Below are 13870 nucleotides of genomic sequence, written 5' to 3' on the forward strand. Positions count from 1 at the left end.
GCCCGCACGAGCGTCGCCGTCGCCTCGGAGACCGTCGGCCTGGCCCGGCCGCGCCCGAACCTGGCGGCCCTGCGACCCGCCCTCGATCCCGTCCTGGCCGCCCTCGCCCTGGTCCTCCTGGCCCCCCTGCTGGTCCTCGTCGCCCTGCTGGTGCGCCTCGACAGCCGCGGCCCCGTCCTGTTCCGCCAGACCCGAACCGGCAAGGACGGGCGCGCCTTCCAGATCTACAAGTTCCGCACCATGCGCGTGCTGGACGACGGGGCGGTCGTGCACCAGGCCACCCGCGGCGATGCCCGCGTGACCCGCGTCGGCGCCCTCCTGCGCCGGACCAGCATCGACGAGCTGCCCCAACTCCTCAACGTCCTCCAGGGCGACATGGCCCTGGTCGGTCCCCGCCCCCATGCCCTGGCCCACGACCTCTATTACGGCGCCGAGATCCCGACCTACCGCCAGCGCTTCGCCGTCAAGCCCGGCATCACCGGCTGGGCCCAGATCAACGGCTCGCGCGGGCCCACCCCCACCCTGGCCGACATGCAGCGCCGCGCCGCCCTCGACCTCTGGTACATCGAGAACCAGAGCCTGCGCCTCGACATCCAGATCCTCGTACGCACCGTCCTCGCCGAAATCACCCGCCGTACCAACGCGTTCTGAGTGAAGCGCCGGACGCCGTCGCGCCGGGTTCGGGCAAGTGCCTTTCTGGTGAGCAGAGCTTCGGCGCTTCGGAGCCGGGCGAAAGCAAAATCTACGATCCGCGCCGATCGGTGAGATCCTGGCCGATGCGCTCCGCCGAAATCCATGGGCCTAAGAGGTCAACGGATTGAAATGGTGGAAGACGCGGTGGCGGTCCATTTCCAAGATCCCGTGATCCCGCCGGATCGCCCAGACGATCAGCCCCTTCTCCAGAAACTCTCCTGCCACGGCCAGCGCTTCCTCCTCACCGCGCAGGGCAACGTGGACGTGGGGCGTGATGTCCTCTTCCGTCAGACCGGGTTCGACCGGCTCGCTCCAGTGGACGGTCCAGGACATGGGAGTCTCCTTTCAGGGCGTGAGCCCGCCTCGCCGACGGGCTGGGTTCGTGGTGCGTGGCCGGTGCGTGTGCGCCGGTGGCTGCACGCGAGCGACGCTCATACAAAGCGTCCGGTACCCGAGGCAATGAATGCGCCGGTCGCCTGCTGGTGCCGCGAGGCCGTCCGTCTCGAAGGCGGCCAACCTCGCGAGCACCCGTGCACGAGCACCTGTGATGGAAACGCGCTCGACCCTGGCCCGCGGCGGTCCCGCGAAGGTTTTTCAGCGTCATCGCCGGCGGGAGGCAAGATCCGGTGCCAGTCACCGGCCTGATGACGGCGCGGGGACCTGTGCCGGCTGCCGGCGTCTGTTCAGCCGGGCGTGCCGCGTTCGATTTCCGATGTCTTTGCCATGCGCCGAGTCCCCGCGACCGATTCCAACCCGTTCCGGCTCCAAAACGGGAACGGATTCACTACGAAGCGCTTGTTGGCTGGATGCGCAACCGGCGTGTCGACGGAAGATGGAAATCATGACGAAACTTGCGATCGCTCTGGCCGCCAGCACCCTGCTCGGCGCCATCGGACTGACATCCGCATCGGCCGCTCCCGTGATGCCGGCGCCGGCCGTCGCCGTGGCCGGTGACCAGGGCGTCGAGCAGGTGGCCTACCGTCGGCACCACCAGGGCATGCGCCACCATCGTCATCACCGCCGCATGCACCGCATGCCGCGCTCGCGCATGATGAGCGATCCGAACTCCCGCAACCCGTCGCAGCCCGGCTATCAGCAGCAGAAGGGCAACACCTCGGGCGGCCCGCGCTACTGATCCCTGTCCGAGGCCCAAGCGGCCCGTTGTCGATCGGGGGCTGGCGTGCTCGGCACGCCGGCCCCTTCTGCGTTCGGACCCGAGGCGTCGCCGCGGTTTCTCCCCAGGCCAGACGCACCGCCGCGCTGATCCTCGGGCGGCCGCTCTGCTATGCTGGCGCCATGTCACAGCGTCCCGCCCGCTCCGTCGCCAAGACCGGTTCCGCCCCCTCGGACTACACCACCAGCGCTGCCGTCCTCGACACGGTCGGCGCCACGCCGATGATGGCGCAGTACATCGAGATCAAGGCCGCCAACACCGACTGCCTGCTGTTCTACCGGATGGGCGACTTCTACGAGCTGTTCTTCGAGGATGCGGAGATCGCTTCGCGCGCCCTCGGGATCGTGCTCACGAAGCGCGGCAAGCACGGGGGGGCCGACATCCCCATGTGCGGCGTTCCGGTGGAACGTGCCGACGACTATCTCAGCCGCCTCATCGCTCTGGGTCACCGCGTCGCCGTCTGCGCGCAGACGGAGGACCCGGCCGAGGCGAAGAAGCGGGGTCCGAAATCCGTCGTCCGGCGCGAGGTGGTCCGCCTCGTCACGCCCGGCACCATCACCGAGGATCGCCTCCTCGATCCCGCCCGCGCCAACGTCCTGCTGGCGATCGGCCGGCGCAAGGCCGGCGAGACGGCCTCCGTCTACGGGCTGGCCGCGGTCGACATCTCCACCGGGCGCTTCGCCCTGAGCGAGGTCCCGGCGGGCGAACTGGGTTCGGCCATCGCCCGCCACGATCCGCGCGAGATCGTCCTGTCGGAGGCGATCCATGCCGATCCGGCCCTGGCGCGGCTCTGGCGCGAATGCCCGGCACCCGTGACCCCGCTGGCCCAGGCCGAACTCGAACCGTCGGCGGCCGAGCGCCGGATCAAGGCGCAGTTCGGCGTCTCCACCCTGGAGGGCTTCGGGCAGTTCGGCCGGGCCGAGATCGCCGCCGCCGGGGCGGCTCTGCTCTACATCGAGCGTACGCAGATCGGTGCGCGCCCGACGCTCTCGCCACCGACGCGGGAAAGCTCGGGGGCGACCCTCTCGATCGATGCATCCACCCGGGCCAATCTCGAGCTGACCCGGACCCTTTCCGGCGAACGCAGGGGCAGCCTGCTGGACGCCATCGACCGGACCGTCTCGGCGGGCGGGGCCCGCCTCCTCGCCGAACACCTCGCCGGCCCCCTGACCGACCTCGAAGTGATCCGCCACCGCCATGCGGCGGTCGAGTTCCTGGCCGACGACGCCGCGACCCGCGCGGCCGTCCGCGACAGCCTCGCCCGGGCGCCGGACCTCGCTCGCGCGCTCTCGCGCCTCGCCCTCGGACGGAGTGGACCGCGCGACCTCGCGGCGCTGCGCGACGGCCTCGACGCGGCGCAGGACCTCGCGGACAGCTGCGCCGCCCTGGAGCGCCTGCCGGAGGATCTCGTGGCCGCCGCGACCCGACTGGCGGCGGTCGACCGCGCCCTGGTGGCGGAACTCCGTGCGGCCCTGGCCGACGACCTGCCCCTGAAGCGTCAGGACGGGGGCTTCGTGCGCGCGGGCTACGATGTCGAGATCGACGAGAGCCGCTTGCTCGGACAGGATTCCCGGAAGGTCGTCGCCGCCCTGCAGGCACGTTACGCCGAGCAGACCGGCTGCCGCACCCTGCGGATCAAGCACAACAACATGCTCGGCTACTACATCGAAGTGCCGCAGGGGGTGGGCGAGGCCTGCCTCAAGGGCGTGCTGCGCGAGACGTTCATCCATCGCCAGACCATGGTCGACGCGATGCGCTTCACCAGCGTCGAGCTCGGCCAGCTCGAGAGCCGGATCTCGGGCGCGACCGACCGGGCCCTCGCCCTGGAGAACGCGGTGTTCGACGCCCTCGCGGGACGGGTCCTGGCGCAGGCGACCGCCATCGCCGAGGTGGCGGAAGCCCTGGCCGGCCTCGATGTGGCCGCTTCCCACGCCGAGCTTGCCGTCGAGCGCGACTGGCGCCGGCCCGTGGTCGACGAGAGCTACGCCTTCGTGGTCGAGGGTGGGCGCCACCCGGTGGTGGAGGCGGCGCTGCGGCTTTCCGGTGCGCCCTTCATCGCCAACGATTGCGACCTCTCGGGGGAGGGGCGTGGACGCATCCGGCTCGTCACGGGGCCGAACATGGGCGGCAAGTCGACCTTCCTGCGCCAGAACGCGCTGATCGCCGTCCTGGCGCAGATCGGCGCCTTCGTTCCGGCGACCCGCGTTCGTCTCGGCCTCGTCGATCGGCTGTTCTCCCGCGTCGGGGCGGCCGACGATCTTGCACGCGGGCAATCGACCTTCATGGTCGAGATGGTCGAGACCGCCGCGATCCTGAACCAGGCGACCCGCCGCTCCCTCGTCATCCTCGACGAGATCGGTCGCGGCACCGCCACCTTCGACGGTCTCTCCATCGCCTGGGCCTGCCTGGAGCATCTTCACGAACAGAATGGCTGCCGCGCCCTGTTCGCGACCCATTTCCACGAGCTCACCGCGCTCGGGCAACGCCTGTCCCACCTCGACAACGCGACCTTGCGTGTGGCCGAGCACAAGGGCGAGGTCGTCTTCCTGCACGAGGTGGTGCCGGGCGTGGCCGAGCGCTCCTACGGGCTGCAGGTGGCGCGGCTCGCAGGCCTGCCGGCAGGCGTCATCGCGCGGGCGGGGTCTATCCTGAAGCATCTGGAAAAGGCCGAGCGCGACCGCCCGTCCCGTTCCCGCATCGACGACCTGCCGCTCTTCGCCAATCTCGCGCCGCCGCCGATGCCGGAGCCGACCCCCGAGGCGCCCGACGACGCCTTGCGGCTCGCCCTCGACGCCATCGATCCCGACGCGCTGACACCGCGCGAGGCCCTCGAGGCCTTGTACCGGCTCAAGGCCGCGGGCGGCCACGGCAACTGAGGCCGTCTTCGATGGCTTCCATCCCGACGCGTGGGGCCGACGTCGGGCGCAGATTCCGGCTGCCCGCAAGCGGCGCCATCCCGGGTGTCATCCGCGCAGGGTGAGCCGGCCGCCATTCATGCTGAATTCGTTCAGGCGCTTCAGGAACGACATGCCGAGGAGGCTGGTGGTCAGGCGCCCGCGCGGCATCACCAGGCCGTTGACGCCCTGGACGGTGATGGTGCCGATCCGCATCTCGCGAACGCGGATCGCCGCCGCCATGGCGACACCATTGGCGGTCTGGACCGGAACGCGGAAATCGCGTTCGCTCACCCGCAGCCCGGCGCGCTCCGCATCCTCGTAGGTGAAGGCGCAGGTCGTCGCCCCGGTATCGACCAGCATGCGCAGGCGCTGCCCATCGAGCACGACGTCGGTGGAGAAGTGTCCCTGCGCATCGGCGAAGAGAGTCATGGTGCCCGGGCCGCTGCGGACGTGTGGGGGCGGCGAACGCTCCGTGAGCGGCGTCGCGACCGCGGCACTCTCCGGGGCCGTACGCTGGAATCGATCCGCCAGGCCGACGGCCCAGATCGCCGCCGCCGCCGTCACTCCGAGCGCCCATACGATCGGTCGCGTCATCCAGTCCATCCCTCGCCGAGGCCGAAGGTTAGGGCCGGGAGGGTGAACGAGCCGTCGGCAGCGGGCCGGATCTCGGGCGCCAGCGCCAGCGACCCGGTTCTACGGTTTCGAAGTCGCTGACGATCTCGATCGCATTGCGGGGGCGCGATCCCGCCGGGGTCAAGTGGACAGGGCGGCGATTGCGGATCGAAACGTGTCCTGTCCGACCCCGGCGAGTTGCTTCGCGCAGGCCTTCTGGGCCGCCTGCCAGAGCGGATAGGCTTCGTTCAGCAGGTGGCGACCCGCGTCCGTGAGCACGATGCGCCTGACGCGGCGATCGTCGGCGTCGGGTCGGATCGCGAGGAGCTCCCGGCGCTCCAACGGCTTCAGGTTCGCCGTGATGGTGGTCCGATCGGAGGCCAGATGCTGTGCCAGGGCCGTGACGGTGGGGGCTTCGTCGCGCACCAGCATCATCAGCAGGGTGAACTGCCAGTTCGACAGACCCGTCGGCCGCAGGGCGGCATCGTACCGGCGCCCGATCGCGCGCGCCGCCCGCTGGGCCGCGAAGTTGAAACAGGCCTGCTCGACCGTGGCGGCGACGGCCGGGGTGAGATCGGGTGAACGCGTCATGCGGCGTCCCTCTTCGGGTTGATACCAACCCTATAGCCGATCGATCCCGCTTTGGGACCCGCACGACCCCATCGGTGCGGCCTGAGGTGAAACATTGACATCAACCTATGTGCGCCGCAGCACAGCGATCGCAGGCGGAACGTTTATATCAACGTTATCGCAACGAGCAGCGGTGCTTCGCCAGGACGGCGAGCGGGATCCGAAGCTCGCATACGGGAGAAAGACCATGACCGTTCGGACCACATTCGCCGCTGTCCTCGTCGCCGGCCTCGCCGTCGCCGCCGCTCCAGCCAACGCCGCCGAACCGCGCACCTATCAGGCCTGGGGCCACACATTCGAGGCGCCGGACCAGCTTTCGGCCCAGATCGTTCTGCCGGCGGGGCGCGTCGGCACCCGCGTGACGGCCGCCCCGGTCGCGCCAGCGCGAGCCTACACCGCCGGCGGCACCGTTGCCGCGCGGGAGTTCGCACCGGCCGAAGCGACCCGGACGCTCAACGTCTGGGGCGCACGGCTCGACGCTCCAACGCGCTGACCGGACCGACATACCATCGTCACCGCCGCACCATCATTGATCAAGTCGATACCGACTATTGAAAGCATCTGTTTGAATGATGGTGCAGTGCAAATACATTGCGATCACCGAACGGGGCACGAACCCCCGGAAAACCAAGGACCTTCATCATGACCCTCCGTACTCTCGTCCTCGCGACTCTCGCGACGGCCAGCCTGGCCAACACCGCCCTGGCGGACGATCGCACCTTCCTCACCCCGCCCCTGTATCGTGAGCAGGCCCGCGTCACGGCCGCCGTGCGTCCCGCTTCCGAACTCACGACGACGCCCTCGCTGACCCCGCGAGCACCCGTTGCCCGGCGGAGCGTCGCTGAGACCGCCGACGCGTCCGTCCGTTGAGACGGCCGCCCCGTGCATCACGGCAGGCATTTTCCGAACCGCGCTCCAACGGGACGTCTCCCGTTGGAGCGTTCTCGTTTCGAGCTGAGATAAGCACCGGGAGACCGGCCGAATCATCCGACCCGTCGTGAGTTCGAAGGGAGACAGGGCGTCCGCCGCGCGAGCCGGTCCCGTCGAACGGCATGCCGGGCCGCCACAGCTCGATGGCGATCCATATGGGAGTCCGGGCCTGCTCGATGGCCTTCAGGGAAGCCGGTCGATCCGAAACGACCCCATCGGGAAGACACCTCGGTTGCGCCGCGCGACGCTTGCGGGTATAGGCCGCGCCAGCGCCCGCCAGACACCCTTGGAGGCACGGGCGCTTCGGGGAACGGGACTTCGACGATCGAGGCTCGGCCGTCCGTTTCGGGCGGCCTTTCGCGTTTCTCCGTAATTTTCATTTTCAAAAGGATCACGCCATGAGCGCAGTCAAGACGCTTGAGGCCGTGGCACGCGACCGGGTCGGCAAGGGGGCCGCCCGGGCCGTTCGTCGCCAGGGTCAAGTTCCCGCGGTCATCTACGGAGGCGGTCAGGCGCCGCAATCCATCGCCATCGACCTCGTCCGCGTCCGCACGCTGATCTACGCCGGTGGCTTCAAGACCACCCTGTTCGAGATCAACGCCGGCGGCAAGAAGACCCGCGCGATCCCGCGCGACTTCCACCTCGATCCGGTGTCGGGCGTGCCGATTCACGTCGATTTCCTGCGGGTCGTCGCCGGCCAATCGATCACGGTCGAGGTTCCAGTGCACTTCGTGAACGAGGACGCGGCGCCCGGCATCAAGCAGAACGGCGGCACGCTCAACATCGTGCTCCACACGCTGCCCCTCGAAGTCGCACCCGACGCGATCCCGGAGGCCATCGAGGTCGACCTCACCGGTCGCGAGATCGGCGATGCGATCCACATCACCGAGGTGAAGCTGCCCGCCGGCGCGACCTTCACGGGTGAGCCCGAAGCCACCGTCGCCAACATCGTGCCGCCGACCGTTCTCGGCGCCGAGGTCGAGGCCGAGGAGGCCGCGATCGCCGAGGCGCAGTCCGCCGAGGCCGCCGAGGAGAAGGCCGAGGAAGAGGCTTCCGAGGAAGCCGCCGAGGACGAGAAGAAGGAGGATTGAGGCCGGGGCGCAAGCCCTGTCCCGTCCCATCCCTGCGGGTGCCCCGGCCATCAGGTCGGGGCATCTCCGTTTCCGGAGCCGCGCTCCGCAGTCCCTCGAGAAAATCTGTCTGGATCGATTCGTGCCATGCGCCTGATCGTCGGCCTCGGCAATCCCGGCTCCCGCTACGCCAAGAACCGCCACAACATCGGCTTCCTCGCCGTGGACGAGATCGCGCGCGTGCACCGCGCCGGGCCGTGGCGCCGCAAGTTTCAGGGTGAGATCGCCGAGGTTGCCCTCGGCAGCGAGCGGGCGATCCTGCTCAAGCCGCAAACCTTCATGAACGAATCCGGGCGCGCGGTGCAGGAAGCGCAGCGCTTCTACAAGATCGCCCTCGGCGACGTGATCGTGCTGCACGACGAACTCGACCTCGCTCCGGCCAAGTTGCGGGTGAAGACGGGCGGCGGCAATGCCGGCCATAACGGGCTGCGCTCGATCACGGCGCAATGCGGCAACGATTATCGCCGGGTCCGCCTCGGCATCGGCCATCCCGGGGACAAGGCGCTGGTGCACGCTTACGTGCTGAATGATTTCGGCAGGGGCGAGGAGGCCTGGGTTGACGACCTCAACCGGGCCATCGCCGACCACGCGGCCCTGCTGGCCGCGGCCGAGGATGCGAGCTTCCAGAACAAGGTCCACCTCGCCATGGCGGGGCGCGGCTGGGACGACGTCAAGCAGGTGAACGCGCGCGATTGACCGCGGCGGCCACATCGGATTTCACGCGGGCAGGCTTCCAGCGGACCCGCGAACGGACAGGTGACCCATGGGCTTCAAATGCGGCATCGTCGGCCTGCCGAACGTCGGCAAGTCGACCCTCTTCAACGCGCTGACGCAGACGGCGGCCGCACAGGCGGCGAATTACCCGTTCTGCACCATCGAGCCGAATGTCGGTGAGGTTGCGGTGCCGGACCCGCGCCTCGACGATCTGGCGAAGATCGCCGCGTCGAAGGAGATCATCCCGACCCGGCTCACCTTCGTGGACATCGCCGGCCTCGTGCGCGGCGCCTCGAAGGGTGAGGGCCTGGGAAACCAGTTCCTCGCCAACATCCGCGAGGTCGACGCCATCGCGCACGTGGTCCGCTGCTTCACCGACGGTGACGTGACCCATGTCGAGGGCAAGGTCGATCCGGCAGCCGACATCGAGACCATCGAGACCGAGTTGATGCTCGCGGACCTCGACAGCCTGGAGAAGCGCGTCATCGCCCTGGAGAAGAAGGCGAAGGGCGCCGACAAGGAAGCCAAGGAAACCCTCGACCTCGTCCAGCGCGCCCTGCCGCTGCTGCGCGAGGGCAAGCCGGCACGCCTCGTACAGCGCAAGCCCGAGGAGGAGCGTCTGTTCCAGAGCCTCGGGCTGATGACGGCGAAACCCGTCCTCTACGTCTGCAACGTCGACGAGGGCGATGCCGACAAGGGCAACGCCTATTCGGAGGCGGTGATGGCCCGCGCCGAGGCGGAGGGGGCCAAGGCCGTGGTGGTCTCCGCCAAGATCGAGAGCGAGATCGCCGTGATGCCGCTGGCCGATCAGGGCGACTTCCTGGAGGCCGTCGGCCTCGCCGAGCCCGGCCTGAACCGCGTCATCCGGGCCGGCTACGAACTCCTCGGCCTCATCACCTACTTCACCGTCGGCCCGAAGGAAGCGCGCGCCTGGACCATCGAGAAGGGCACCCGGGCCCCCGCCGCCGCCGGCGTGATCCACACGGATTTCGAGAAGGGCTTCATCCGCGCCGAGACCATCGCCTTCAACGACTACACGAGCCTGAAGGGTGAGGCGGGCGCCAAGGAGGCCGGCAAGTTCCGCCTCGAGGGCAAGGAGTACGTGGTGCAGGACGGCGACGTGCTGCACTTCCGCTTCGCCAACTGATCCGAAACGGGCGGGAGCGGCCTCGCGCCCGCCTCGCCGGGCCGCGGCCTGCGCCCCGGCCCGTGATCCCCACTGCGTGAAAGGACCCGCATGACCGGCATCGCCTTCGAGGACTTCACGCCCGGCGCGGTGATCGAGGGGGGGCCGGTGACGGTGACGGAGGCCGAGATCATCGCCTTCGCACGGGACTTCGACCCGCAGCCGTTCCACCTCGATCCGGAGGCCGCCAAGGCGACCTTCGTCGGCCGGCTGATCGGCTCCGGCTGGCAGACCGCCGGGTTCGGGATGCGGCTCCTGCAGGCGCACGTCTTCCGCGGCGCGACCTCGATGGGCTCGCCCGGAATCGACGAGCTGCGCTGGCTCAGGCCGGTGCTGCCGGGCGATCGCCTCAGCATCTCGGTCCGGGTCGACACCTGCCGCGTCTCCAACACCAAGCCGGACCGCGGCTTCGTTGGCTTCGCCATGACCGTCCTGAACGGCGACGGCGAACGCGTGATGACTCAGATCTTCACGGTGATGTTTCCCCGCCGCGGTGCGGCGCCCCTGCCGCCGCGGGCGGTGTCCCTGCAGGAGGTCGTGCCGCCCGCTGAGTCCGATGACGCCGAACGGCTCTCCTTCCTCGAAGCGGCTCCCATCGGCGCAATGCGGGACCTCGGCGCGCACCATTTCACGCCGGATGCCGTGATGGCCTTCGCGCGGGCCTACGATCCGCAGGCCTTCCATCTCGATCCCGAGGCCGCGCGCCACACCCATTTCGGCGCGCTCTGCGCCTCCGGCTGGCACACCGCAGCCGCCTGGATGAAGCGCCTCCACATCACCCGCGGCCGCGACGTCGTCCATACGGCGATGTCCGGCCCCGTCCCGCAGCTCGGCCCCTCGCCGGGCTTTCGGGACCTGCGCTGGCTCGCGCCGGTCTATGCCGGCGACGTCATCCGGTACGGCTGCACCCTGGTCGACAAGCGCGAGACCGCGTCGCGCCCTGGCTGGGGCCTCGCGACCCACCAGAACACCGGTGTGAACCAACGCGGCGAAAAGGTCTTCGCCTTCACCGGCTCGGTGTTCTGGCAGTGGTCCCCCGACGCTTGAGGCGTCAGGCGGCCCTGCGCCGCTCCGGATAGAGGCTCAGCAGCCCCTCGGCATCGGCCGAGGCGATGCCGCGTTCGGTGATGATGCCGGTGACGAGGCGGGCCGGCGTCACGTCGAAGGCGGGGTTCGCCACGGGGCTTCCCGGCGAGACCACCTCGACGGTGGCGAAGCCGCCATCCGCCAGGCGCCCGGTGAGATGGGTGACCTCGCGGCCGTCGCGCTCCTCGATCGGAATCTCGCGCACGCCGTCCTGCAGGGTCCAATCGATCGTGGAGAAGGGCAGGGCGGCGTAGAACGGCACCCGGTTGTCGCTGGCGGCCAGCGCCTTCAGGTAGGTGCCGATCTTGTTGCAGACGTCGCCCGAGGCCGTGGTGCGGTCCGAGCCGACGATGCAGACGTCGATGGCGCCGTGCTGCATGAGGTGCCCGCCGGCATTGTCGGCGATGACGGTGTGCGGGATGCCGTGGGCATTGAGCTCGAAGGCCGTCAGGGCCGCGCCCTGGTTGCGCGGGCGGGTCTCGTCCACGAAGACGTGGACCGGCACGCCGGCCTCGTGCGCCACGTAGATCGGAGCGAGGGCCGTTCCCCAATCCACGGTGGCGAGCCAGCCGGCGTTGCAGTGGGTCAGCACGTTGATCGCCCGGCCCTTCTGGCGATGAAGGTCGCCGAGGATCCGCGCGCCATGGACGCCGATGGCGTGGCAGCTCTCTACGTCCTCCTCGGCGATGCGCCCGGCTTCGGCGTAGGCGAAGGCGGCCCGTTCGGATTCCGGCACCGTACGGAGCTTGGCGGCGACGCGGTCGAGGGCCCAGCGCAGGTTGATCGCGGTCGGGCGCGTGGCGGCCAGCGTCGCGACGGCCCGGTCGATGCCGGCCTCGGAGGCATCCGCGCGCAGGCCGAGGGCGAGCCCGTAGGCGGCGGTCACACCGATGAGCGGGGCTCCGCGCACCACCATCGTGCGGATCGCCACGGCCGCGGCGTCGAGGTTCGAGAGCGTCTTCAGCTCGAAGGCGAAGGGCAGGCGCGTCTGGTCGATCACCGCGACGGAGGCGCCGTCCTCGGCGGGGAAGATGGTGCGGTAGGGCTTGCCGTCGATCTTCATGGGGCGGGTCCGGATGCTGGCGGGGCCGAGGCCCGTGGCCTCTTCGTCGGATCGCGTTTACGTCAGAATGCGCTTCGGAGGCCAGCTTGCAGCCTGGCCTTTGCGGAATCGGACACGCTCAGAATCGCAGGGGCCGCACGCGCTTCACCTGCGGGATCGCGGCGATCCGGACCAGGACCGCGTCGCTCACCGGCGCGTCGATGGCGCAGAAGCAGATCGCGTTGCCGCCCTTTGAGTCGCGCCCGAGGCTGAAGGTCGCCACGTTGACGCCGGCCTCGCCCAGGACGCTGCCGAAGCGTCCGATGAAGCCCGGCTGGTCGCGGTTGCGCACGTAGAGCATGTGCTCGGCGAAGGCGGCGTCGATCGGTATCGAGCGGATCTCGATCATGCGCGGCTTGCCGTCGTGGAAGACCGTGCCGGCGGCGTCGCGCGGCATGTCCTCCGCCTCGACGGTGATGCGGATCACCGATCCGAAATCGGGCGCCGCGCCGGCGCGGGTGACCTCCTCGACCATGATGCCGCGCTCGCGCGCCACCGCCGGAGCGGAGACCATGTTGATGCCCGACAGGACGGGGCGAAGCACCCCGGTGACGGCGGCCGCGGTGAGGGCGCGGATGTTCATCTCAGCGACCGCGCCCTCGTAGGTCACCCGGATGCCGCGGATCGGTGCGTCGGTGAGCTGGCCCAGAAACGAGCCGAGATTTTCCGCCAGTGCCACGAAAGGCCTCAGGCGCGGCGCCTCGTCGGCCGAGATCGACGGCATGTTGACCGCGTTGGCGACGGCGCCGTCCAGCAGGTAGTCGGCCATCTGATCGGCGATCTGGAGGGCGACGTTCTCCTGCGCCTCGTTCGTCGAGGCGCCGAGATGGGGCGTACAGACCACGTTGGGGTGCCCGAAGAGCGGGTTCTCGTAGGCGGGCTCGGTCGCGAAGACGTCGAAGGCGGCGCCGCCGACCCGACCGGATTCCAGGGCGGCACGCAACGCGACCTCGTCGACGAGGCCGCCGCGGGCGCAGTTGATGATGCGGATGCCGGGTTTCACCTGAGCCAGGGCTTCGGCCGAAAGGATGTTGCGGGTCCGCTCGGTCAGGGGGACGTGCAGGCTGATCAGGTCGGCCCGGGCCAGGAGCGCGTCGAGGTCGAGCTTCTCGACGCCGATCTCGGCGGCGCGCTCCGGCGTCAGGTAGGGATCGTAGGCGATCACCCTGAGCTTCAGGCCGATGGCGCGGTCGGCGACGACGGCGCCGATGTTGCCGCAGCCGACGATGCCCAGGACCTTGCCCGTCAGCTCGGTGCCCATGAAGCGAGCCTTCTCCCAGCGGCCGGCTTGGGTCGAGGCATCGGCCTGCGGGATCTGCCGGGCGAGGGCGAACATCATCGCGATGGCGTGCTCGGCGGCGGTGATCGCATTGCCGAAGGGCGTGTTCATCACGATGACGCCGCGGGCGGTGGCCGCCGCCACGTCGACGTTGTCGACGCCGATGCCGGCGCGGCCGACGACCTTCAAGCGCTGGGCGCGGGCCAGCAGCTTGGCGGTGACCTTGGTGGTGGAGCGGATCGCGAGGGCGTCATAGGCGCCGATCAGCGCCGCGCAGGCGTCGCGGTCCCGCCCGAGTTCCGGACGGAAATCGACGTCGAGGCCGCGGTCGCGCAGGCGCTGCACGGCCGATTCGGAGAGGGCGTCGGAAATGAGCACCTTGGGCGCTGGCATGACGGCGTCCGGCTCGGGAGCGTGCGGACGCGCGACAGGGCCGG

General features: G+C 69.8%; 14 protein-coding genes. 9 read left to right on the plus strand and 5 right to left on the minus strand.

Going from position 1 to position 13870, the window contains the following annotated elements; translation table 11 throughout:
* Positions 1-651: exopolysaccharide biosynthesis polyprenyl glycosylphosphotransferase (locus ACLBWX_RS17965; protein ID WP_447678368.1), on the plus strand; the 651-nt coding region annotated here is incomplete at its 5' end.
* A gap of 150 nt (positions 652-801) precedes the next feature.
* Here ACLBWX_RS17965 and ACLBWX_RS17970 read toward each other — a convergent pair.
* Entirely contained in the window at positions 802-1026 is a 225-nt protein-coding gene (locus ACLBWX_RS17970) for a hypothetical protein (RefSeq protein WP_447678369.1), read from the minus strand.
* 508 nt (positions 1027-1534) lie between these two features.
* Between ACLBWX_RS17970 and ACLBWX_RS17975 the strand changes: the two genes are divergently transcribed.
* Positions 1535-1828: a hypothetical protein gene (locus ACLBWX_RS17975; protein ID WP_447678370.1), complete on the plus strand. Its 294-nt coding sequence runs from the start codon at positions 1535-1537 to the stop codon at positions 1826-1828.
* Between the two features lie 161 nt (positions 1829-1989).
* Positions 1990-4743: a DNA mismatch repair protein MutS gene (gene mutS / locus ACLBWX_RS17980; protein ID WP_447678371.1), complete on the plus strand. Its 2754-nt coding sequence runs from the start codon at positions 1990-1992 to the stop codon at positions 4741-4743.
* 87 nt (positions 4744-4830) lie between these two features.
* On the opposite strand, the gene ACLBWX_RS17985 is transcribed toward mutS, so the two are convergent.
* On the minus strand, positions 4831-5358 hold the full coding sequence (locus tag ACLBWX_RS17985) for a retropepsin-like aspartic protease family protein (protein WP_447678372.1): 528 nt from the start codon (positions 5356-5358) through the stop codon (positions 4831-4833).
* Positions 5359-5517: 159 nt separating this feature from the next.
* Positions 5518-5967 (minus strand): MarR family winged helix-turn-helix transcriptional regulator, encoded by a 450-nt coding sequence (locus ACLBWX_RS17990; RefSeq protein WP_447678373.1) that lies wholly within the window; start codon positions 5965-5967, stop codon positions 5518-5520.
* 226 nt (positions 5968-6193) lie between these two features.
* Between ACLBWX_RS17990 and ACLBWX_RS17995 the strand changes: the two genes are divergently transcribed.
* The 6 genes from ACLBWX_RS17995 to ACLBWX_RS18020 all read left to right on the plus strand — a co-directional run bounded on the left by ACLBWX_RS17995 (position 6194) and on the right by ACLBWX_RS18020 (position 11013).
* A complete protein-coding gene (locus tag ACLBWX_RS17995; protein ID WP_447678374.1) occupies positions 6194-6499 on the plus strand; it encodes a hypothetical protein in 306 nt (101 codons plus the stop codon).
* Positions 6500-6648: 149 nt separating this feature from the next.
* Complete coding sequence (locus tag ACLBWX_RS18000; RefSeq protein WP_447678375.1) at positions 6649-6876, plus strand: hypothetical protein; 228 nt, start codon at positions 6649-6651, stop codon at positions 6874-6876.
* 458 nt (positions 6877-7334) lie between these two features.
* On the plus strand, positions 7335-8027 hold the full coding sequence (locus ACLBWX_RS18005) for a 50S ribosomal protein L25/general stress protein Ctc (RefSeq protein WP_447678376.1): 693 nt from the start codon (positions 7335-7337) through the stop codon (positions 8025-8027).
* Between the two features lie 126 nt (positions 8028-8153).
* Entirely contained in the window at positions 8154-8762 is a 609-nt protein-coding gene (pth, locus tag ACLBWX_RS18010; RefSeq protein ID WP_447678377.1) for an aminoacyl-tRNA hydrolase, read from the plus strand.
* Between the two features lie 67 nt (positions 8763-8829).
* Positions 8830-9927, plus strand: coding sequence for a redox-regulated ATPase YchF (ychF, locus tag ACLBWX_RS18015; protein WP_447678378.1), 1098 nt, complete (start codon positions 8830-8832; stop codon positions 9925-9927).
* Between the two features lie 90 nt (positions 9928-10017).
* Positions 10018-11013 carry a MaoC/PaaZ C-terminal domain-containing protein gene (locus tag ACLBWX_RS18020; protein WP_447678379.1) on the plus strand — a complete coding sequence of 332 codons (996 nt, stop codon included), beginning with the start codon at positions 10018-10020 and terminating at the stop codon, positions 11011-11013.
* A 4-nt stretch (positions 11014-11017) separates the two neighbouring features.
* Here ACLBWX_RS18020 and mtnA read toward each other — a convergent pair whose 3' ends face one another.
* Both mtnA and serA read right to left on the minus strand, forming a co-directional pair.
* Complete coding sequence (gene mtnA, locus ACLBWX_RS18025; RefSeq protein ID WP_447678380.1) at positions 11018-12115, minus strand: S-methyl-5-thioribose-1-phosphate isomerase; 1098 nt, start codon at positions 12113-12115, stop codon at positions 11018-11020.
* A gap of 118 nt (positions 12116-12233) precedes the next feature.
* Positions 12234-13826, minus strand: a complete 1593-nt coding sequence (gene serA, locus ACLBWX_RS18030; protein ID WP_447678381.1) for a phosphoglycerate dehydrogenase — start codon at positions 13824-13826, stop codon at positions 12234-12236.
* Between the last annotated feature and the right edge of the window lie 44 nt (positions 13827-13870).

The sequence above is a fragment of the Methylobacterium sp. M6A4_1b genome, from assembly GCF_053345175.1.

Excerpts from the sequence above, each read along its gene's own strand:
- serA (WP_447678381.1), bottom strand. The coding sequence starts at position 13,826 with ATGCCAGCGCCCAAGGTGCTCATTTCCGACGCCCTCTCCGAATCGGCC.
- ACLBWX_RS17970 (WP_447678369.1), bottom strand. The coding sequence starts at position 1,026 with ATGTCCTGGACCGTCCACTGGAGCGAGCCGGTCGAACCCGGTCTGACG.
- mutS (WP_447678371.1), top strand. The coding sequence starts at position 1,990 with ATGTCACAGCGTCCCGCCCGCTCCGTCGCCAAGACCGGTTCCGCCCCC.
- ychF (WP_447678378.1), top strand. The coding sequence starts at position 8,830 with ATGGGCTTCAAATGCGGCATCGTCGGCCTGCCGAACGTCGGCAAGTCG.
- pth (WP_447678377.1), top strand. The coding sequence starts at position 8,154 with ATGCGCCTGATCGTCGGCCTCGGCAATCCCGGCTCCCGCTACGCCAAG.
- ACLBWX_RS17995 (WP_447678374.1), top strand. The coding sequence starts at position 6,194 with ATGACCGTTCGGACCACATTCGCCGCTGTCCTCGTCGCCGGCCTCGCC.
- ACLBWX_RS18005 (WP_447678376.1), top strand. The coding sequence starts at position 7,335 with ATGAGCGCAGTCAAGACGCTTGAGGCCGTGGCACGCGACCGGGTCGGC.
- ACLBWX_RS18020 (WP_447678379.1), top strand. The coding sequence starts at position 10,018 with ATGACCGGCATCGCCTTCGAGGACTTCACGCCCGGCGCGGTGATCGAG.
- ACLBWX_RS17985 (WP_447678372.1), bottom strand. The coding sequence starts at position 5,358 with ATGACGCGACCGATCGTATGGGCGCTCGGAGTGACGGCGGCGGCGGCG.
- ACLBWX_RS17990 (WP_447678373.1), bottom strand. The coding sequence starts at position 5,967 with ATGACGCGTTCACCCGATCTCACCCCGGCCGTCGCCGCCACGGTCGAG.
- ACLBWX_RS18000 (WP_447678375.1), top strand. The coding sequence starts at position 6,649 with ATGACCCTCCGTACTCTCGTCCTCGCGACTCTCGCGACGGCCAGCCTG.
- ACLBWX_RS17975 (WP_447678370.1), top strand. The coding sequence starts at position 1,535 with ATGACGAAACTTGCGATCGCTCTGGCCGCCAGCACCCTGCTCGGCGCC.
- mtnA (WP_447678380.1), bottom strand. The coding sequence starts at position 12,115 with ATGAAGATCGACGGCAAGCCCTACCGCACCATCTTCCCCGCCGAGGAC.